The following is a 19945-nucleotide window of genomic DNA, read 5'->3' as shown; positions in this document are numbered from 1 at the left end:
TTTTATTAGTGTAGATTGTCTTCGAAGTGGAACTGTTCGATTAATAATTTAGAGTCATTGTCAGACAGTACTATTGAACTCTTACCTTTGCGAGTCACCCACTGGTTCTGTTCACTAAACTGGAAGCGAACCAAGAACTCACCTTCGCCATAGAATCCTTGTTCTGTCAGGCTCCAGGAGAAGTTATGAAGCAGTACTTTTTTCTGATCAGCAGATGCAAATAAATTCATAATTTGCTTAGAGGATTGTGACGGGTTTTTTGTGCGGAGCAGCTCGTTAATCAAGTCACCTTCAAGACCTCTTTCAAACTCATTTAGAAGCACTTGTATGCGAGAACTATCATTACTGTTAGCGCTCTGGTATTGGCTACCTAAAGAGCGAGAACTAGTGTTAGTGGTGCTGGTTGAGCCAGCCAGAATAATCTTCTTTTCAGGTGTAGAAGGGATGGTTGTGTCAGTGATAACTGCTTGGCGAACCATTTCCTGAGGATTAGACGGAACTATAATGACTACCAGTAAGCTGGCAAGTGCTAGTCCGGCTATTCCTGCAACCAATAAGTAGTTCGTTTGCTTCTTTGATTCGTGCCTTCTGTATGCACTGCTTGGACGTGGTGCATGGTTAACCTGAAACTCCATCACAGAGTCGTTGTGTTCTGAGTTATAAAAGCCTGTATCAGAAGTAAACTGGGGTGTATCTGTTGTCATGTCTGTTTTAGAGTTCAAGGCGATCACTTCATCATAGGATTGTTGAATTTGCTGAATCAGTTGATGTGACTTTTCATGATGGAACTTGTCTGGATGAAATATATTTTGCAGTAATTTTTTGTGCTTCTTACAAACATCCAAGCTAGTTTGATCTCTGGTTGCTAAGCCACGATAGGGGCTTTTTTGGCTGTCAGAGATGACTAGTTGTAAAAACTTAACGAGTGCTTGTTGAAAGTTGTTCTCGTCAACGCCTAATGAATGAGCGACCTCAGTCCGCTTTTGAGCCGAGGCGGCAGTTTGTAGCATCTCAGTCATACCGTGAGGTAATGTCCGCATTAGATGCCACTGCTGCAAGCCTGCTTCAGGGTACTCGTGTAAATATAAAGCAAACTGGATCGCTGATTTATTCATAGGATTCACTAAAGTTTATTATTCAGCCATGTCTACACATTACGATTTGGACTTGTATATGTATAGTAACTGTCCTCGTTATATTCAGGGTTACTAGCTCGATCTACCCGTGACAACAACGTCCCAATGATATTACCACTACTGCGCTCTAATCGCTTCAGGGCAGCCATCAGAGAGGCTTTTCTGGTTATGCCAGCTTGTACTGTCAGAATGGTTGCATCGGACAAGTTAGACAGTACTAATGCATCTGCCAGACCAATGACTGGAGGTCCATCAATAATAATGTAATCAAATTCATTCTTGGCCAGATCGAGCAGCTCGGTCATACGATTACCTGATAACAGCTCAACCGGATCAGGTGGAATTGGACCTGAAGTAATTACTCGCAGCTGTTTAATCAGACAAGGTCGGCTGATGGCACTCGCTTCTCCTGCACCTGCAAGATAATTGGTTAGACCTTCCAGATTATCTAACTTTAGCAGATGGTGAATGCTTGGATTACGCAAATCTGCATCAATTAGTAATACTCTACTGCCAACTTGCGCATATGCAGTTGCTAAGTTTAGCGCAATGCTACTTTTACCCTCAGCCGGATTAGAGCTGGTAATAAAGGTTGTACGTGGTGCACCGTACTGAGTAGAGAACTTTAGGCTAGTGCGTAATGAACGGATAGCTTCTGCCAGAGGAGACCTCGGTTCCATGTGTGCCAGAAGTGCAGTGTGCTCGTCAGGCTGGTTTTTGATATTTGGTAGTAGACCTAGTACCGGAAGTCCTGTTGTTCTTTCAAGCTCATCTGACCCTTTTAAAGTATCATCCATGAACTCACGCAAGAACGCTGCGCCCATTCCAAGCATGAGGCCAAGTAGCAGACCAAAAGCGACATTGTTACGTAGCTTTGGTTTGTGCTTCTCGTAAGGAACACCGGCCTTGTCGATGATGCTAATATTGTTGGTACCAACCGTACTAGCAACATTTACAGTCTTGAGCTGCTGTAGTAAGTCGGTATATAGCGCCTGGTTTGATTCAACTTCTCTTTTCAGGGTGTTGTACTTAATACTGTCGCCTTGAGTCGCGATAGCATTATTCTTGAGTTCAGCGAGTTGTTCTCTGATTAGCTCTTGACGGTTTTTAGCAGTATCAGCTTCAGACTTCAGTGAAGAAAGAACCGTGCTTGATTGTGCGTTGATCTCTGCGCGCAGTCTTTCGATTTTAGCCGTTAGGTTACGAATGGTACGACTCGTACCTGAACTGGAACGTTGGATTCGTGCATTTCGGTCAGCGATCATCAGCGCTAATTCATTACCCTTTTCCTGCAGTGTTGGGTCTTTTGACAGAACAGCGATAATGGTCGGGTTGTCAGTGTCAGCATTTTTGGCCTGATTATAGAGTGCTTCGGCTTCGATACGCTCGCGTTCAACTTTAACAAGCTCTTCACTCAGTTTCTTTAATGAGTGAGTGTCCGTGCTTTCGCCGTCAATATCCTGAACAATGCCGTATTGTTTGGCATAGTCGTTGAGGGCTTGCTCCGACTTCTCTAGTGTCTGACGAACTCTCTGAATGTTTTCACTCAGAAAATCCTTAGAATAAGATGCTGTGTCAAATCGCTTTTCGAGATTCATTCTAACGAATGTTCTAGAAATGGCGTTTGAGATGTCAGCAGCTAGTTTAGGGTCAGTAGAGTCGTAGTTAATACTAACCAGCTGAGAGTTGCTGACTGGCTGGACCGTTAGGTTGTCTAGGAATAATGCTTCGGTTCTTTCTGCATTGCTTTGGTCAGCCGAAGACATACCCAGAGCCTTCTTTATGCTACTAACTAAGCCAGAAGAAGTATCTTTTGTGTCAAGCCCCAGTTGGTTGATAACCCGGCCAGCTAATGCTTTACTTTGAATAAGTTGTCTTTGCGTTTCGTGAAAGTCTTTATCGCTTCGGGACTCAATTGCATCGAAAGTGTTTCCACTAACAATTTGTTTAGCGTTACGTTCAATCTGAATGGTCGATGTGGCACGGTAAACCGGCTTTATCATCAGAGTGATAAGGATAACAGCAAGTAGAGTAAGGAGTGCAATTGTAGTAACTAACCACTTACGACGGGTAATGATGACAATGAAGTCTTTTAGGTTAAGACCGTTTGATGGCTCGAGTAGCTCCTCAGGGTATATAGTGCTCGGATGGGGAACAACTTGACCGCTCGCCGCTTGGTTATTCGTGACTCGGGAGGGGAGTCTCTGGTTATTGTCAACACTCATAAAATTCTGTCATCTAGTTTGATAATAGGGTTATTCTGGTTTAGCTAGATAGTCGTTCCTGATTTTCTCTAGCTCTTATTTTCCGACCATTGTTAGTGGTTTACATGCGTAATTCAAACGCATGTAGATAAACAAGCCTTTAAAGTAGATAAGCCTGTTTTATCGGTTCGCAATCATGCTGCGAGAGGTATTTACGGCATATTAACGGGAACAAGTGGCTTATTAAATATCGGCTCATAATAGCAACTACACCGCTCAAGCACAATCATGCTTAGTTATCTTATCTCTTTGATATTAAAAGATTAATTATTCAGCTATGTTGGCTTAGCTGCCAATGCCTTGTTTATATAGGTTCTGGCAGGTGTTTCAAACAACTTATAAGAAGCAATCGAGAGAATAATTAACAAAATAAGTGCCACATAAAAATCCGCTACCTCGCCTAGCCCCAGCCGAGGTTCGAGTATTCTGTTGTAGAGCCCATAGACTGGCTTTTGCAGTATATACAGAGAAAAGCTCGCCTCGCCTAACAAGATTAGGGTAGGGTGACTCAGCAGTGTTTGAATGCGTCCTTTGGTTGATGCGAGTAACCAAATAAATAATAAAAATACTGGTGCGATCAATCCATTAGTATATGCAAGTTTATAGCCCACTATGTTCTCGAAAAATGGTCTAAATTCAAGAAGCATCACGATCAATAAAAGTGATCCTAAGAGCAAAACCGGGTTCGGAGATTTGAGAGAATCAGCCTTGCTTTTGTAAAGTACTCCGCAAAGTAATCCAGCAATAAACGCGTTGATGTGCATCAATGGGTGGTAATACACAAAATCATGTAGCAAGCTTTTACCAGTATACTCAGGGCTATTGATTCCTGTTAACAGGATAAACTGAGTGATAAGCCAAAGTACGAAGCAGACTATTGTCAGGTACTTGAGTCCGGTTCGATAAATCAACGCTAGCAAAAATGGGAAGCAAAGATAGAAAAAAGCTTCTACAGACAATGACCAGCCAGGGTTGTTAAGTGTCATCGGATACCCAGGAACCCACGCTTGTAACATAGTCACATGCAGCGGTAAAGCTAGTGGGTTGTTGACAACTTCACTGGAACTCGCAACTGCCATTAACAACAGTGCAACTAAGTAGACAGGGTAGATTCGTGCAAAGCGGGCGATCCAATACTTACGTTTACTCAGCGGTGCTGGGTTGTGCGGCTGATAATAGGCAATTGCCATAATAAAGCCAGAAAGTACGTAAAAGTAGTTTACCGCAATGGGACCTGCTGTAACGCTTTCGCTTAACCAGCTAAAGGTTGCTGGAAATGCATGAGTACCGTAATGGAAGAATACAACGGTTAACGCGGCTATGAACCGCGTAAATGTAATTTGATTAATTTGCAAAGCAGCAACTCTGGGAAATCTGTTGTTAGTAAGCGTTTTTATCGATAAAAGAACGAGTCACTGTTAAGAAGATGATCTTCAGGTCCAACAATAAGCTCCATTCGCGCATATATTCCAAGTCAAACTCGACGCGCTTCTTCATTTTATAAACCGTATTAGTCTCACCTCTCCAGCCGTTAATTTGTGCCCAGCCAGTTATGCCAGGTTTAATCATATGGCGGAGCATGTAGCCAGGGATCAGTGAACGATACTGTTCATTATGTGCAACAGCGTGAGGCCGTGGGCCTACGATAGACATTCTGCCTTGAAGGACATTAATAAACTGAGGTAATTCGTCCAGTGAGGTACGACGCAGGAAGCGACCAATAGGCGTAAAGCGGTCGTCATCACGTTGTGCCTGACGTACGTTGTCACCATCTTCGCAGACCGTCATAGTCCGGAATTTCCAAACCAGAATCTTCTCACCTTTTAAGCCATATCGGGTCTGCTTAAACAGGATCGGGCCTTTGGAAGTCAGTTTAACAGCCAGTCCAATACCGAGTAGTACTGGCGAGATCAGTGTCAGTATCACGCTACCAAAGAAAATATCTTCCAATCGTTTGATAAGGGCATGATCTGATGAAAACGGCGAATCGTAGATACAAAGTACCGGAGTATCCGCAATCTCAATAAACTTGCTGTGAAGCAGGTTGGTTGTGAAGTAATCAGGTAGTAAGCGGATAGGGGTCGCACTGTCTGACAGATCGTCCAACAAAGCATGCATGCGCTGCTTGGCTTCAACAGGTAGCGCAAAGTAAATTTGATCCCACTCGCCCTGGCGTGCGGAACTGATCATGTCTTGGTAATTACCGAGGTTTGCGTAGCCGCCAAAATTGTTTGGGGTTTCACTCTGACGCTCATCATAGAACCCCGCAATTCTGTAACCAAAATCAGGGTTGTTTTCGAGGTCTCTGGCAAATCTTAAGCCGTTTTCAGTCATACCGACGATTGCGACAGAGCGATTGTTCATACCCAAGCGCTTCAGGTGTGAAAATAGCTGACGAAGCATGAGTCTGGCAGTGATAAGTAATACTGGTGTAATAAGTAGCCATGCAAGCAAGACTACACGAGAAAAGTGTTCACTCGTTTTAGATATAAAAGCAATAAACACCATCGATAGGAACGTTAGTAGCCAAGCAACCACAATTCTTGCAGCCTCATCACGAATCGGTCTTCCGCCCCATGAGGTGTATATTTCGGTGAATCGTCCATACAGGCCGAATAGTACAACAGCTGATAGTCCTGCAACTAAGTAGCCTTGCACATTATAAAAATGAGTGTAAAACGCACCGACCATTAAAGGTAACAGTATTACCGAGATGTCTACTAAGCGATATATTAGCTCCGAGCTTATTCTTTTATCGTCCACGGTCATCCTCTTTCTTTTCGGGTTTTATACTGTCTATTAGTGGGGGTTACCAGACACAGTATTGGTTCAATTTTTTTAATCACATTCAATAAGAATGTATTCGTTATTATTTCTGTGCATTGTATACTAATCATGCATTGCGAGAGGACATGTCTTTTTCCCAACGGTAGTCCTTTAACTGGTTAAACTGCATTTTTGACCGAAACCTAATGATAGTAGCGATCCCGATATAAATCATCGTCGGGAACCACTCTTTACTTAGCAGTTTAGAGCGCATGACACTTCCGTATTTTTTGTTCTCTTTTACTTTGCATAAATCAGCGGCAAGTAATTGCATATTGCCTAATCGTGCACGTGTTTTAATTTTTATGAGAGAGTAAATGTCTCGTGGGGCATTGATATAAATCTCAGCACCCGGAACGTTACTTATTTCACGGTTCCAGAAATTACAGCGGATGAATCCATCATCATTGATGACATCGGGAAACGTCTCGAATCGCTCTCTTCCTTTTTCTGTGATGATATAGCTACAGGTAGCAATCACACCTTCTTTTATATAGGGTAAATTGGTCCAGACTTTGTAATAAGTTCTGACTAACCACGATGACTGTGAAGTATCAATTATTGGCGTGGGGGCAGCTAATAAAATTTCTTCAGACTCAAGGTATCGGTTGATTGTTGGAATACAATCAGCACTGATTCTGGTGTCAGCATCAATGTAGTAGACAGGGAAACTCCAGCCAAGTTCACGAGCGTAGTTTTCGGCCTCGTTGAGTGCATTTACCTTTGATGGTTTTTTAATATCCAGACAATGCACGTCAGGATATTTTTTTCTAACAATGTCAGCTGTATCGTCAGTGCAGCCATTACAAGCAACAATCACATGATCAATTTCTTGTTGATTGATGATGCTGTCAAGACATGCTTCAATCACGCTTGATTCGTTATGTGCAGGAACAATTACTGTCGCCATTTATTGGTACCCCGCCAGCCAACTCTGTCTTTGTTTGAAAATTTTGCGCCACTCATTACTAAGTGCTTGCTTGTCTTTCTCAATCAAAGCGACTAGTGAACTTGAAATATACTTGTTAAAAACGTGCAGCAGGAGAAGTCCTTTAAAAATGGGCTGCTTCCAGCTTGGCTCGTGTTTTTTTATAAAGTGTGATTTGCCTTTTAGCAGTTTGATCATCTTGCCGGATAGATCCACTTCACTCACGCCGCCATGATGAATAATTCTGGCAGTTGGTGTCACTCTTGGTTGATGGCCTTTTTCAATAGCTCGAATGCAGTAATCCGCCTCTTCAGCATACATGAAGAAGGTTTCATCAAGGCCGTTCAGGGACTCCCAAAGCGTTCTTGGAGTCAGAAAGAAGCATCCGGTGATTACATCAACGTCTCGCTCAGACTTGCGATCCCAGCAGCCATAGTTGTCATGATTAAAGAAGCAGCTCTTATTGAATAGCTTACTTAAACCTAATGCACTAAAGAGTAACGTTCGGAAGTCGATTCTGGCTCGCGCATTGTTTGGATTCAGGCTAAGGTCATTGTTCAGTGTAACACCACCCCAAACCCCTGATTGTGGGTGCTGCTCTGCGAATAAAACCAACTTATCAATAGCACCTTCCAAAATGACCGTATCCGGGTTTAGTAGTAATATATATTCTGCATCGCCCGCTTTGGCACCAACGTTAACACCGCCAGCAAAACCTAAGTTAGCACCTGTTTCTATTAACTTAACATCCGGGAATGTTTGTTTGATGCGCTCTACTGAGTTATCAGTGGATGCATTGTCAACGACTATCAGATTGATGTCAGTTTGCTTTGTCTGTTCAAAAACGGATTCAATAGCCCGAACCGTGTATTCAGCAGTGTTATAGGATACCAGTATGATGTCGACCTTGCTCATTCCGCTAGCATCCCATACTCGATCGTTTGGATGTCGCTCGCAATGACTTTAGCCGGGTTGCCGGCAACAATGCTATTTGACGGTACATCTTTCGTTACTACACTTCCTGCTGCGACGATAACATGGTCACCGATAGTGACATTGGGCAGCACAATAGAGCCACAACCAATGAAGCAATGAGAGCCAATTTTGGTCTGCGCACTGTGCTTTCGGGTTGAGTAGTCGTGTGAAAGCACAATGGCATCAAAAGTCACCATCGTTTTTTCACCAATGGTTAAGCCTTTGGGATTGGTTTTGTCGATGCGTGCCTTAAAAGATAGCCGTACATCTGGGGCGATATTCATGCCATAGATCGTGCGATAGTACCACGTTCTAAAATACAACAATCCATTACGAATATTTACCAGTACCATAAACATACGTTGGTTAACGAAGCGTGCTCTCATAGTGCGCGTGCCTTATTTCATTTTTCGTTTATAAGCGGCCTTAATCTGGGCGATTCTGCTTAAGCGAGTCACCGAATCAGACAGCTGCTCATGGTATTGTGCCCAGCTGATTGAGCCCAATACAAAAAAGAACATCGGTTGAATTTTACCGAAATAATCAACCGTGAAGCCGATCAGGATCAGTGCCATGGAAGCCATAATCCATGAACTAACCATCCATTTCACAGCAGGGTGATGTTTGTGTAGTGTGCCGAGCACCTTGAACACAGCGATAAAGCAACACAGCAGTAGAATAAAGCCTGCAAACACACCATGTTGCATAGTCACCAGTAGCCAGAAGCTATCAATACTGGAGTTCATCCACTCAGGGCGTGTCCAGTCATGCAAGCCAATTCCCATTACGGGGTTATTAGCAATATCATCCATCGAATGTTCCCACTGCAACATTCGGTAGTAACCCGTAACTGGGTTGAATGTGAGGTAAGAAATCAGGATTGCGAAGAAGCCACGATTCGACAGAGCGTTGATTAATAAAAAGCCTGCAAAGGCAAAGAATATTAATGAGGACCACAATCGTCTTGCGCCATGCCAGTTGTGTGCTAATGCCGCTGTTGCGCCTTGGAAAACAACTGAAAGAAGTGGCGCTGAGGATAACGTGGTTATCATGCCGACCAGTAATGCTAGCGCCTTTGCTAAATTCACTAGCTTAAATTTATTGATCACTAGCAATATGGCAAACGGGAAGAAAATCGCCCCGATTGTGCCGTACAGTATCGGATGCGCAAACAAATTGGTTGTCCGCATAATTCCGAAACGAATGTAATAGTGTGTATATAAGCGATAATCCAGCGAGTTATTGCCGGTTATTTTTGTTGCCCATTCGTGCAGAATACGGTGCTGAGCAAATGCTTCGTACAGAGAAAAGACTAATACCAATGACAGAATCGTTACAAACGCCATGTTCACCGAGTAATAGCGTTTTGGAGTGGTGATAAAGAGTCTGGCTAGATAGAACGAACCGAGCACTTCTATCGCCAAAATCCCTGATGACTCCAGGCCTTTCTGGACACCATGGTTATACATCAGGCTCAAGGTGGCGAGGATAATGAATATACCCAGTAATACATCGACAATATCGGCCCTGTCTAATACTTGCTTAATATTGATAATACTAACAACCAGAGCTAGTCCTAATACAATACGATAGGACTCGATGCGAAGGCTTCCCAGCAAGTAGTGGAATTCCACCGGAATAAAGATGGAAATAATAAACAGGATTGCCAGTATTCTAAGAATCATAAGTTGCGGCTTCACTTACTTGGGAACGAGTCAGCAATTTCTGCTGATAAAACAAAATAATCACTAAAGCAACCAAGGCTGCATTAGCCATCAGCGTCGCAATTGCCGCGCCTTCTATGCCGTACTTGGGAATGAGTACTACATTTGCAATTAAATTAACAACCATTGCAATCGCCAGTGACACGTTTAAAAAACGAACTTTTTCTCTGGCAATAAATAAAAACGAGAACGTTAAACTAGCTGCACGTAGTAGTTGTGCAAGTAGTAGCAGTGCTAACACCCCTGAGGCTGCAAGGTATTCGGGTTTAAATACGACCAATAAAAGATCGGATAAACCATACATAATTCCGGTAACCACAAGCAATACGACGATGACGAGTGCAGTGGCTTGCCAGAAGAAGTTCCAAAGCCTTTCAGGTTGGTGATTGTATACCGCTAACAAGCGAGGGTAAATTGTTGCATCCAGCGCGCCGAGGAAAAACAGACTGATATAGGATATTTTTGCAGCAACGTTATAAAGTGCGACCATTTCATTGTTGAGAAAATAACCGACCATGACCGTATCAGCCCACAACATCATAAATGAAAACAGCGATACGGGCGCCAGTGGTAGTGATTTAACAAACAGTTGACTTAAAGGAGGGGCATTGTGGTCCGCTTTAAATCGTCGAATTGCATAGGGCTTTATAATAATAAATGAGCAAGCGCCTGCTAAAACAAGCGAGGCGATATAAATAATTATGTGGCCTTGCCCCGAGCCGAAGTATGACCAACCCAAACCAATAAACAGTAAAAAACAAACTGCCGGTAAAGCATTTTGTGTTAATACCGATAAAGAGGACTGTTGAACGGCTTTCAAATAAAAGCTATTCACGATCATGAAGTTAAAAAATATGATGCACACAGACGCCCACATTAACTGATTGAGCTCAATTTCATTGTGAAAAAAAGCATCTCGCATCGTTGGGCTTAATAATAACCAGATTGCGACAAAACCAAGTGAGATGTAGAGAACGAGCAGGTGCGTATGTTTTAAATAAGCTGATTTAAAGTCAATGTGATCGGCATGAGCGCTCGCGACTTCTTTTACTATCAATTGATCCAGACCGACTCGACTGATTAACGCAACACCGGCAACAAAAGTCATTAATAAGAAAACGACGCCCGCATTACCAAGGCTTAGTTGGCGTGTCACCAGTATCGCCACAGCAAAGTTTAAAGCAACCCCGGTAAAGCGCGCAATAATTGACAAAGCGCTTTGAATAATGAGCGGATTACGGAGGAGTTTCTGAATAATCTGCATGGGTCAGGTGATACTGCCGTCTATATAGTCACCTAAAAAGCTAACCAGCTTTTGACGGTTCTGATTGTCTGATTCTTCCGGAGACTCCATTGCGTCACGTGACTCAAGCTGTGAGTAAAGCGTTTCCTGAGTATCTGCAGTGTAAACACCCGGCAGTTTTCCCATCCATAATAATCCTTCAGCCTGATGATTATTGCGGTGTTCACCGAGTTCATATTGACGATTGATTACAATGATAGGTGTCTGGTTTTCACGAGCACTAATAATATTTCCCATGCCTGCATGAGAGACAAATACACTGGACTCTTTTATATTCTTATTATATTGATCACCGTTCAGAAAGCGTTCCCATTGCATATGTTTAGGTTCATAGCTGCCTTCACCTATCTGAGCAACAACAGTTTCTTCATTATCACGTGCCCACTCGTCCATGTACTGGATTAAGCGATCAAACGAGAATTGTGTACCTACTGCTACAAAAATCATAAGACAGAACCTTGGTAACGAATTTTTGTACCATCACTCAAGGGCTCCCACTGAGTGATGACAAGGTTCGCGTGGTTTTTTACCATATCTCCGGAGCGGGATAATTTTGCAACATTGGCAATGCTGTCTACCCAAATAGTTTTAATGGGTAGGAATTTTGCAATTAAAACAGCGATAGCACCGGGCGCAGCACCCGTCGAGATGATCGCAGTAGGGCGTTCTTTAGCCATAATAATTAGTAATTGAACCGCGAGAGGAATCAGCTTGAGTTTGCTATCAGCACTGGCATCCATAATGTTATGAATCTTCCGATGACTCTTTTGTGAGCCATACTGAGTGCCCGCGGTGGCATAGACCACGTCGAAACGCTGTTCCATGTCATTACAGATTTTATTCAACTGAATCCAATGACCGCCCGGAGATGAGATAGCCAGTATTTTCTTTTTCTTAGTCATTCAACTTATGCCGATTTATTGTGTAAGTAGAATGCCGCCTGATCACCCTGTTGCTCGGCATTCAACGCTTTGCTTCGGATTGCATAGCTTTGTATTTGGTGGTCACTGAAAATAGACTTGTCAGGATTGACCGCATAAGAACGCTCATCGTTTAATGGAATATCTTTGAGGTATTGTTCACTGCCCCAATACTGGAATGCAAATGAATCGTAAATCGTATCGCGAAGCTCGAAGCCAACTTTGTCAGCCAGATATTGCATGCTTTCTTGGGAGTGAAGGAACAAGTGTCTCGGTGCGTCCAGCTGAACCCAGTTAACACCATAGTGATCCCAAGCCCAACTGCTTACGGTTGGGATACGTATCATGCATACCCCGTTGGGGCTTAGTAATTTCTTAATTTGTGTCAGTGTCTCGTGCTGATCAAGTACGTGTTCAAAGGAATGATTCATCATGATGAGATCCCAACCACCTTCGGTGACCTCATGAATTGATTTTTGCTCAATGGTCAATCCATTGGCATACTCAATTTTCTTAGCATTAAATGGGTCAATACCATGTGTGTTTTCAAAGCCGCATTCTTTAAGCGAGTGCAGTAAATGACCCGCACCACAACCAACATCCAGAATACGAGACTGAACCGATACACCCGCTTGTTGAAGCCTCGGTAGTTTGTCATGAGGCATTTTCATTTGTAATAGCTTACCAATGAATCCCTGGCCTGTTGCTGCATAGCGATCTCGCAGCGTAATCAGCATTTTCTTAAGACCCGTTTCTGTTTTTATTTGGTCATAAGAATAGTAATCATCACCGGGATAATATTCCTGTATATTTTCAGGCACATTAGCAATTTGTAGGCAGCCACATTCACCACACTTAAAGTATGTATGCATGTCTCTGATGCCAAGCATCATCTCACGGGCTTCGTAGGTGGTGTTTTTTTCCTGGTTCGAACAGATGCGACACTGCATTGTGTTTTTGTTCCTAAATATTCTGTTAACTCGCTCGGTGCGTAGCTAGTCGTTAAATGGCTGTAATATGGTTCAATCAAACCACAATTTTGTGAGATATCTGCATGACACGGTAGCTAGCGTATCTCTGTTTGTTTTGACAGCTTGTGTAGCATACCTGCAAATCCATTGTGTTTCTAACTCGGCAGATAAAGTGGTGCTATTTTAAGCTATTCAGTGGTTTAGTCGTCCTTAAAACAGTTTTCAAATTGTTGTCTCAATGTTTCAATTCCCAATTGCTCAGCTATTTTAATATTGGTCTCAGGAATAGCTTCAGGGTCAGAGATATGTTCCAAAGCTCTCTCGATACTAGCTTCCCTCAGCAAATGGAGCATAGGATAGGGTGAGCGGTTGGTGTAATTTGCGGGATCATCGGGTGTTGCATTATCAAAACAGTAATCGGGGTGAAAGCTTGCAACTTGATAGATCCCTTCATAATTCTGGGCTTCCAGCAGTCTGTCAGCATACTCCAGTAAATCCAGATACTGCTCAAAATCATTAAAACCATTCGGTAGGATTAGCAAGCTGGTTTCAATGTTCTGATTATTATCAAGCTGCTCACACGCCACAATTAGGGACTCCAGACAAGCCTCAGTGTCTGAGTGAGGGATGACGTCGAAATGGATTGTGTTGTTGATAAATTCGCGTTTAGCGAACGGACAGAAGTTGTGAGCAATGACGACATTTTCCAGCCAATTACGGCTGTGTTGGATGAGTGTCTCGGGTGGGGTATGATTCATGGGGAATGCTGCTGGATTATGATCCGCAGAAGTGTAGCTCTAAATACATGAATATGAAACATTAAGTGTATTAGGTGCACATCTATAGTGATTAAAAAGCTATGGATCAGATGGTTTTTGGGCTGACTGCTTTGATAATAAGCGCGGATTGGTCGCTTAGTTAGAACTTCAGGGAATAAACATCTAAATATGCAATCTGTAACCCTTATTCGTCGTCCGGTTCCGACAGAAATCCCGGTATTTCATAATTGTTCGGCGCTACTTAGCCGAATTGTAGCGAGCAGGGGAGTTGATGATGAGCGCTTACTGTCGAGCGAACTAAGGCACCTTCAGCCGATTCATAGTCTGAAGGGTGTTGATGTCGCGACACAACGACTTTGTCTTGCACTTGAGAAGCAGCAGAGAATATTAATTGTCGGGGATTTTGATGCTGATGGTGCAACAGCCACTGCCCTATGCAAACGGGCTTTGTCTGCTTTTGGGTTTCAGTCTGTGGATTATATCGTTCCGAACCGTTTCGAGTATGGCTACGGCTTAACGCCTGAGATTATCGATGTTGCAGCGCCGTTTCGTCCGGAGCTCATTATTACTGTCGATAACGGGATATCAAGCATTGAGGGTGTGGATTACGCGAGTCAGTTAGGTATTGATGTTGTTATTACTGATCACCACTTGCCCGGAAGTCAATTGCCTGAAGCGGTAGCGATTGTAAATCCAAATCAGCCAGGTGATGAGTTTGAGTCTAAAAATCTGGCGGGTGTAGGGGTTATTTTCTACCTGATGCTGGCACTGAAACAGGCACTCACACTACAAAATTATTTTGAGAAAAGGCAACTTCCCTCACCAAATATTGTGCGATGGCTAGATTTAGTCGCACTAGGCACGGTTGCTGATGTTGTTCCCTTAGATGCAAATAATCGGATATTAGTAGAGCAGGGATTGAGGCGAATAAGGGCTGGGCAATGTACTGCCGGAGTAGCAGCACTCTTGCGGGTAGCAAAAAAAGATCATAAACAAACCTGTAGTCAGGATTTAGGGTTTGCCTGTGGCCCACGTTTAAACGCTGCGGGCCGTCTTGATGATATGTCATTAGGTATTGAATGTTTGCTAACCGATTCGACTGATGTTGCGATGAATATAGCGGCAGAGTTGGATGAGATGAATCGAACTCGTCGCGAACTTGAGTCAGGGATGAAACAGGATGCACTAAAGCTACTTGATTCTATCGAGCTTAATCAGGAGGCATTGCCACCGATTATCTGTCTTTATCATGAAGAATGGCATCAGGGTATTGTCGGCATAATTGCTGCACGGATTCGTGAGCGTTATTTTCGACCCTGTATTATCTTTGCTCCCGGAACCGGTGGAGAAATTAAAGGCTCAGGCCGTTCTATTCCAGGTATTCATATGCGCGATGTCATTGACCGGGTTGCGACCTCAAGCACAGGTCTGGTTGAAAAGTTTGGTGGGCATGCGATGGCTGCCGGTTTGAGCTTAAAAACAGAGGACTTTGCTGACTTTGAAACTGCAGTTACCAAGGTGGTGTCGTCTGAAGTAAGCCCTTCGGTATTTAATGAGGCGTTATTAAGTGATGGGGCGCTTGAGCCGGAGTCATTTTCTTTGGCAGTAGCTGAAGAGCTGTCTCAACGAATTCCTTGGGGGCAGGCTTTTCCCGCGCCAGTATTTGATGATGTATTTGAAGTTGTTGAGCGTCGTGTGCTTAAAGGTGCACACTTAAAGTACATGCTTAGAAAAGAAGGGCAGAGTGGAGCGTTATCGGCAATCGCCTTTAATATCGATGTTGAGCAGTGGCCAGAGATTGGTGAAAAGGCCCACTTTCTGTATCAACTGTCAGTTAATGAGTTTAACGGGCAGCGGTCACTGCAAATTATGATTCAGCGAAAGCTGTAGTGTAGATAGCATGAGCCACCGAAGTAGCTCATGTTTAAAAAAATTCTTTAGCGAGTGCGAACAGCAGTCAGTATGCCGCTTCTACCGAGTGCGAACATCATGTCACCATTAACCACTGGTGCGACCGCATAGCCCGCCGGGTCTGCCTTAATTCGGCTGGTGATTTGGCCATTATTGGTATCAATCCAATGCAAGTTGCCTTGTCGGTCACCGACTATAATATGACTGCCGCTGCTGGTTAATGTAGGCGCTGTAGGCTGGCGGTTTTCTAAGGAGTCCTGACTCCAAATGTTGTCCCCGCTCAGTGGAGCAAGTTTCCAGATGTGCCCTCGCTCATCGGTACTGTAGAGGCCTTTCTCATTGGCCTCAGTGCCTGTCGAAGAGGCAAATGCTTTTGCCCAGCCAACTTTACCGGTTGTCATATTGGCACCGATGACACGGCCATTAGCATTACTCGCAAATAAGGCATTACCGAGTGGTGTTAAGCGTCCATCGACGTCAACAATGCTGTCACTGTCAGAGTTGCTTTTGGGAGTAGAAAGCGTTATTTCCCAAATTGGCTTACCTGTCGCCAGATAGTAAGCGGCTACCTTGCCGTTATCAAAACCAGCAATGACACCTTTTGATACAATAATTGGGGTGCCTGCACCGTAAACAGAAAGTTGAGGCGTGCGTTGCTGGCGCTGCCATACAACTTCACCGTCACTACTTTTAACACCATGTAATTTACCGTCAATGGTTCTGAATACAACGAAACCTTGACTGGACTCCGATATCGCTAGTACCTCAGTGCCAACCGGTGCGATCCAACGAATATCTCCACTTTTGGCATCCAGCGCTATGGCGTTTCCGCTGCGGGTACCAGCATAAACCATGCCATTACCGCCATTCACGCCACCAGTAACAGTGTCACCAACTGATTTCTTCCAGAGAGATTTGCCTGTTTGTTTATCCCAGGCTGCGACAGTGCCACCAACAGCTGAAAAAACTGCAAAATCATTAGTAAAAGGATGAACTTTAACGCCGCTGTTGGCAGCACCCGTGTCAACTTGCCACAGGGTTTGGGCGTTGTTGTTAGTTGCGATGGTTTTCAGAGGTTTAAGCGTAGGTGCTACGTAAGCATTTTGCTGTCCACCTAAAAGTTGACTACCCGGAAAGGACTGACCACTACAGCCTGATAATACAAGGCTTACAGACAGGGTCAGTGCCGACATTGAGACATGGGGGGGTAGTCTGTTAATCACGTGGTTACGCTCCTTTACCAAGGTTGTCACGCTTCATCTTCAAATACTGAACAGAATTACTACCTGCACTGAGGATGGCTTTGTCGTAAGCTGCGCGTGCTTTATCTAAATCCTTTTTAGCGACGTATAAATCGCCTTTAAGCTCTTCTACCAGAGAAGTGTAAGCGACTGCTAGATTCGTATCCAGCAAAGTTTCTGCATCGTTCAATTTTCCTTCAGCAATGTAAACTCTCGCAAGGCGAAGTTTAGCAATGGTTGCCAGATTCGGATCTTTGCCATCTAGCGCTTTCTTCAGGGACTCAATAGCCTGAGCTGGATTGCTTTGGCTGGTCTCGGCGGCGGCTGATAATGCAGCTAAACTACCGTAAGGTGTTGAATCATATTCTTCGCTAACTTTCTGTAGTGCGGCAACTTTATCAGTTTCAGTGGCTTGTGCTTGCTGAAACAGAGCAGAGGCTGTTTCTGCCTGACGAATTTGATATTGCTGCCATTGCTGCCAGCCAACCACACCGGCAACTGCGATTGCTACGCCAGCAGCTACAGAGACACCATTTTCTCGCCACCACGCTTTGAGTTCTTCTGCGCGTTCTTCATCACTCTTTAATTCTTCAGCCATTATTATTCTCCATCAAAAGCTGTTTTCGTCAGTTGTTCAACCAAACCATTTCGTGATACCTGGCATTGCTCGCCTTGGTTTCGTAATGGTTTAATTGTGACAACCCCCTCGGAAAGTTCATTGTCGCCCAATATAATTGCGTACTCAGCGCCTGATTTATCAGCGCGCTTCATTTGTGCTTTAAAGCTTCCGCTCGCACAGTTACTCATAATGCGTAGTTGTGGAAGTTGGTTGCGTAAGGTCTCGCTCAGCGTTAGTCCGCTTGTTTCGGCCTCTTCGCCCTGCATGACAATGTAGATGTGAGGTGCTAGTGCAGGTACCTCTATATTCTGTTCTTCAAGTAATAGTAGTATACGCTCAAGGCCCATTGCGAAACCAAGACCGGTGGTAGGCTTGCCGCCTAATTGCTCAACCAAGCCATCATAGCGGCCACCTGCACAGATTGTACCTTGTGTGCCTAATTCGGTTGTTACCCACTCAAAAACCGTACGGCAGTAGTAATCCAATCCACGTACTAGTCGAGGGTTGATTACATACTCAATCCCCATCTCATCCAATAACATCTTGAGGCGATCGAAGTGTTCCTTTGATTCGTCGTCAAGGTGATCCAGAAGTTGAGGGGCCGCAGCAATAATATCCGCCATTTTGGGGTTCTTGCTGTCCAATACCCGCAATGGGTTGGTCAGCATGCGTCGTTTAGCGTCTTCATCCAATACATCTTCATGCTGCTTTAGGTATTCAATCAGCACTTCTCGATATTGCATGCGTGCTTCGTTGCTTCCCAGAGAGTTGAGTTGCAGTTCGACGTTTTTGATGCCTAAGGTTCGCCAGAGTCTGGCAGAGACAGCGATGACTTCAGCATCGATATCAGGCCCGGGAATGCCATAGGTTTCTATACCAGCCTGATAGAACTGACGATAACGTCCTTTTTGAGGGCGCTCGTGCCGGAACATTGGGCCGATGTACCAAATGCGTTGTTGCTGGTTGTAAAGTAGGCCATTCTGAATGCCCGCCCGTACGCAGCTAGCTGTGCACTCTGGTCTGAGTGTCAGACTGTCACCATTTCTGTCGTCAAAGGTGTACATCTCTTTTTCAACAATGTCGGTCACTTCACCAATCGAGCGACAGAATAGTTCTGTAGGCTCTAGTACCGGTGTACGAAGCTCTCTGTAACCATATTGAGTGAAGAGTGTGCGGATGGTGCCTTCGAGGTGTTGCCAAGCGGCGGATTGATCCGGAAGAATGTCATGCATTCCCCGGATCGATTGAATAACTTTGGGCATGTCTTTGTCTAAGGTCTTGGAAAATTGATCGGTACTGTATTATTCGATAGTAAAGTTAGCCACACTGCCTCTTGTGAAAGGCGCGAGATCAAACGGTTTTCCATCGACTGTCAGTTCCAGGCTTTGTGCGTTACCCACGCGAATTTCCATCGGCTTGGGCAGAACCAATTCCTTAGTATCTCCTTTCTGCGAGAGCGCTTCAAATAGTTTCTTTTTCTCACTGTCTCTGATTCGCATCCAGACTTCGTCATTAAATACTAACTTCAGTGCGCTGCTGCCTTCAGGTACCTCTACTGAAGCGGTGTCAGTTTCAGTATCATCAGCACTTTCGCTGCCTTCAGCTGTTTCCGTTTCTTCAGTAGCTGCCTCTGTCTCAGGAGTTGTTGCATTTGCTTCTGTGTTGGTCGTTGCATCGGCAGAAACCGGAGCATCGGCAACACTTGGGAAGCCAGTGTTAACAGTGTCAGTCGATGCTGCTTCGCCTTCAACCGGCGTGTCGCCCGTAGCACCGTCTTCATTAATCGGCAGTGGTGGAGGGATGTTCCCAGTGAGTAAAGGATTGTCGTTTTGATTCGTCGCGGTAAAGCCGGGATCAGATTGCTGTGAGAAGCTGCTCCAGGTAGTGCTGGCCCAGTCACGTACTCCCGGAATCATAGATAAGATGGCGAGTAGGCCAAGTAAAACAATGAGTAATCCAAATTTTAGAATGCCCGACGAAATACCACGCTTGCGCTGGTTTGTTGCAGGTGAGTTGGCAAAGTGATAATCCAGCTCGTTGGGCTTGGCACCACGTAACTTTTCGTAGGCATTGATCATTTCAGTGGGATCAACTTCAGTGAACTTGGCGAAGCTTCTTAAGTAACCTCTTACGTAAGGTGGCTCCGGCAGTTCGTCAAGCTTTTCAGCTTCAAGCGCGGTGATGATTTTTGGAGATAAACACAGCGCCTCTGCAACCTGATTGACATTTAAGCCATGCTCTTCACGGTGATGCCTCAATATAGCGGTTAAGTCCCCCGGAAGAACGTCAGTAACTTCGGATGATTCTATAGTTTGATCTACTGCCATGAATGCCTAATTCCATTTATT

At 44.3% G+C, this 19945-nt stretch carries 18 protein-coding genes; 1 reads left to right on the top strand and 17 read right to left on the bottom strand.

Features of this window, described 5'->3' with window-relative positions; translation table 11 throughout:
- Positions 1-5: 5 nt before the first annotated feature.
- From DKW60_RS06920 to DKW60_RS06860, 13 genes are all read right to left on the bottom strand, one after another.
- Positions 6-1115: a hypothetical protein gene (locus tag DKW60_RS06920; protein WP_109836919.1), complete on the bottom strand. Its 1110-nt coding sequence runs from the start codon at positions 1113-1115 to the stop codon at positions 6-8.
- Positions 1116-1147: 32 nt separating this feature from the next.
- Complete coding sequence (locus tag DKW60_RS06915) at positions 1148-3361, bottom strand: GumC family protein (RefSeq protein WP_109836918.1); 2214 nt, start codon at positions 3359-3361, stop codon at positions 1148-1150.
- Positions 3362-3675: 314 nt separating this feature from the next.
- Positions 3676-4755, bottom strand: a complete 1080-nt coding sequence (locus DKW60_RS06910; protein WP_181389609.1) for an acyltransferase family protein — start codon at positions 4753-4755, stop codon at positions 3676-3678.
- A gap of 25 nt (positions 4756-4780) precedes the next feature.
- Positions 4781-6169 carry an undecaprenyl-phosphate glucose phosphotransferase gene (locus tag DKW60_RS06905; RefSeq protein WP_146203442.1) on the bottom strand — a complete coding sequence of 463 codons (1389 nt, stop codon included), beginning with the start codon at positions 6167-6169 and terminating at the stop codon, positions 4781-4783.
- 124 nt (positions 6170-6293) lie between these two features.
- Positions 6294-7136, bottom strand: coding sequence for a glycosyltransferase family 2 protein (locus DKW60_RS06900; protein ID WP_109836916.1), 843 nt, complete (start codon positions 7134-7136; stop codon positions 6294-6296).
- The gene (locus DKW60_RS06895; RefSeq protein ID WP_109836915.1) at positions 7137-8069 is read right to left on the bottom strand and encodes a glycosyltransferase family 2 protein; all 933 of its coding nucleotides are present in this window, start codon (positions 8067-8069) and stop codon (positions 7137-7139) included.
- The gene (locus tag DKW60_RS24475; protein WP_109836914.1) at positions 8066-8515 is read right to left on the bottom strand and encodes an acyltransferase; all 450 of its coding nucleotides are present in this window, start codon (positions 8513-8515) and stop codon (positions 8066-8068) included. Before DKW60_RS24475 ends, DKW60_RS06895 begins: the two co-directional genes overlap by 4 nt.
- A 12-nt stretch (positions 8516-8527) precedes the next feature.
- Entirely contained in the window at positions 8528-9814 is a 1287-nt protein-coding gene (locus DKW60_RS06885) for a hypothetical protein (protein ID WP_109836913.1), read from the bottom strand.
- Positions 9804-11117: an oligosaccharide flippase family protein gene (locus DKW60_RS06880; protein WP_109836912.1), complete on the bottom strand. Its 1314-nt coding sequence runs from the start codon at positions 11115-11117 to the stop codon at positions 9804-9806. Before DKW60_RS06880 ends, DKW60_RS06885 begins: the two co-directional genes overlap by 11 nt.
- A gap of 3 nt (positions 11118-11120) precedes the next feature.
- Positions 11121-11603 (bottom strand): glycosyltransferase, encoded by a 483-nt coding sequence (locus tag DKW60_RS06875; RefSeq protein WP_109836911.1) that lies wholly within the window; start codon positions 11601-11603, stop codon positions 11121-11123.
- Positions 11600-12058 carry a glycosyltransferase family 28 protein gene (locus DKW60_RS06870; RefSeq protein ID WP_109836910.1) on the bottom strand — a complete coding sequence of 153 codons (459 nt, stop codon included), beginning with the start codon at positions 12056-12058 and terminating at the stop codon, positions 11600-11602. Before DKW60_RS06870 ends, DKW60_RS06875 begins: the two co-directional genes overlap by 4 nt.
- A gap of 5 nt (positions 12059-12063) precedes the next feature.
- Complete coding sequence (locus DKW60_RS06865; RefSeq protein ID WP_109836909.1) at positions 12064-13026, bottom strand: class I SAM-dependent methyltransferase; 963 nt, start codon at positions 13024-13026, stop codon at positions 12064-12066.
- A gap of 221 nt (positions 13027-13247) precedes the next feature.
- Positions 13248-13805 carry a DUF1415 domain-containing protein gene (locus tag DKW60_RS06860; protein ID WP_109836908.1) on the bottom strand — a complete coding sequence of 186 codons (558 nt, stop codon included), beginning with the start codon at positions 13803-13805 and terminating at the stop codon, positions 13248-13250.
- 189 nt (positions 13806-13994) lie between these two features.
- On the opposite strand from DKW60_RS06860, the gene recJ reads away from it, so the two are divergent.
- Positions 13995-15716, top strand: coding sequence for a single-stranded-DNA-specific exonuclease RecJ (gene recJ, locus DKW60_RS06855; RefSeq protein WP_109836907.1), 1722 nt, complete (start codon positions 13995-13997; stop codon positions 15714-15716).
- 47 nt (positions 15717-15763) lie between these two features.
- Here recJ and bamB read toward each other — a convergent pair whose 3' ends face one another.
- Genes bamB through DKW60_RS06835 form a run of 4 tightly spaced genes read right to left on the bottom strand, consistent with a single transcriptional unit; the run spans position 15764 to position 19924 of the window.
- The gene (gene bamB / locus DKW60_RS06850) at positions 15764-16960 is read right to left on the bottom strand and encodes an outer membrane protein assembly factor BamB (protein WP_146203441.1); all 1197 of its coding nucleotides are present in this window, start codon (positions 16958-16960) and stop codon (positions 15764-15766) included.
- A 4-nt stretch (positions 16961-16964) separates the two neighbouring features.
- Positions 16965-17576 (bottom strand): YfgM family protein, encoded by a 612-nt coding sequence (locus DKW60_RS06845; protein WP_109836905.1) that lies wholly within the window; start codon positions 17574-17576, stop codon positions 16965-16967.
- Between the two features lie 2 nt (positions 17577-17578).
- Positions 17579-18859 (bottom strand): histidine--tRNA ligase, encoded by a 1281-nt coding sequence (gene hisS, locus DKW60_RS06840; RefSeq protein ID WP_109836904.1) that lies wholly within the window; start codon positions 18857-18859, stop codon positions 17579-17581.
- Between the two features lie 39 nt (positions 18860-18898).
- Positions 18899-19924, bottom strand: a complete 1026-nt coding sequence (locus DKW60_RS06835; RefSeq protein ID WP_109836903.1) for a helix-turn-helix domain-containing protein — start codon at positions 19922-19924, stop codon at positions 18899-18901.
- Positions 19925-19945: the final 21 nt, after the last annotated feature.

The organism is Leucothrix pacifica, assembly GCF_003172875.1.
GTDB classification, from domain to species: domain Bacteria; phylum Pseudomonadota; class Gammaproteobacteria; order Thiotrichales; family Thiotrichaceae; genus Leucothrix; species Leucothrix pacifica.
Note: the sequence above shows the minus strand (reverse complement) of the source record. Positions and strands in the feature narration are given on the sequence as shown.

What these genes read in the sequence shown, in the direction of transcription:
- DKW60_RS06920 (WP_109836919.1), bottom strand. Translation starts at nt 1,115, where the DNA reads ATGAATAAATCAGCGATCCAGTTTGCTTTATATTTACACGAGTACCCT.
- DKW60_RS06915 (WP_109836918.1), bottom strand. Translation starts at nt 3,361, where the DNA reads ATGAGTGTTGACAATAACCAGAGACTCCCCTCCCGAGTCACGAATAAC.
- DKW60_RS06905 (WP_146203442.1), bottom strand. Translation starts at nt 6,169, where the DNA reads ATGACCGTGGACGATAAAAGAATAAGCTCGGAGCTAATATATCGCTTA.
- DKW60_RS06900 (WP_109836916.1), bottom strand. Translation starts at nt 7,136, where the DNA reads ATGGCGACAGTAATTGTTCCTGCACATAACGAATCAAGCGTGATTGAA.
- DKW60_RS06895 (WP_109836915.1), bottom strand. Translation starts at nt 8,069, where the DNA reads ATGAGCAAGGTCGACATCATACTGGTATCCTATAACACTGCTGAATAC.
- DKW60_RS24475 (WP_109836914.1), bottom strand. Translation starts at nt 8,515, where the DNA reads ATGAGAGCACGCTTCGTTAACCAACGTATGTTTATGGTACTGGTAAAT.
- DKW60_RS06885 (WP_109836913.1), bottom strand. Translation starts at nt 9,814, where the DNA reads ATGATTCTTAGAATACTGGCAATCCTGTTTATTATTTCCATCTTTATT.
- DKW60_RS06880 (WP_109836912.1), bottom strand. Translation starts at nt 11,117, where the DNA reads ATGCAGATTATTCAGAAACTCCTCCGTAATCCGCTCATTATTCAAAGC.
- DKW60_RS06875 (WP_109836911.1), bottom strand. Translation starts at nt 11,603, where the DNA reads ATGATTTTTGTAGCAGTAGGTACACAATTCTCGTTTGATCGCTTAATC.
- DKW60_RS06870 (WP_109836910.1), bottom strand. Translation starts at nt 12,058, where the DNA reads ATGACTAAGAAAAAGAAAATACTGGCTATCTCATCTCCGGGCGGTCAT.
- DKW60_RS06865 (WP_109836909.1), bottom strand. Translation starts at nt 13,026, where the DNA reads ATGCAGTGTCGCATCTGTTCGAACCAGGAAAAAAACACCACCTACGAA.
- DKW60_RS06860 (WP_109836908.1), bottom strand. Translation starts at nt 13,805, where the DNA reads ATGAATCATACCCCACCCGAGACACTCATCCAACACAGCCGTAATTGG.
- recJ (WP_109836907.1), top strand. Translation starts at nt 13,995, where the DNA reads ATGCAATCTGTAACCCTTATTCGTCGTCCGGTTCCGACAGAAATCCCG.
- DKW60_RS06845 (WP_109836905.1), bottom strand. Translation starts at nt 17,576, where the DNA reads ATGGCTGAAGAATTAAAGAGTGATGAAGAACGCGCAGAAGAACTCAAA.
- hisS (WP_109836904.1), bottom strand. Translation starts at nt 18,859, where the DNA reads ATGCCCAAAGTTATTCAATCGATCCGGGGAATGCATGACATTCTTCCG.
- DKW60_RS06835 (WP_109836903.1), bottom strand. Translation starts at nt 19,924, where the DNA reads ATGGCAGTAGATCAAACTATAGAATCATCCGAAGTTACTGACGTTCTT.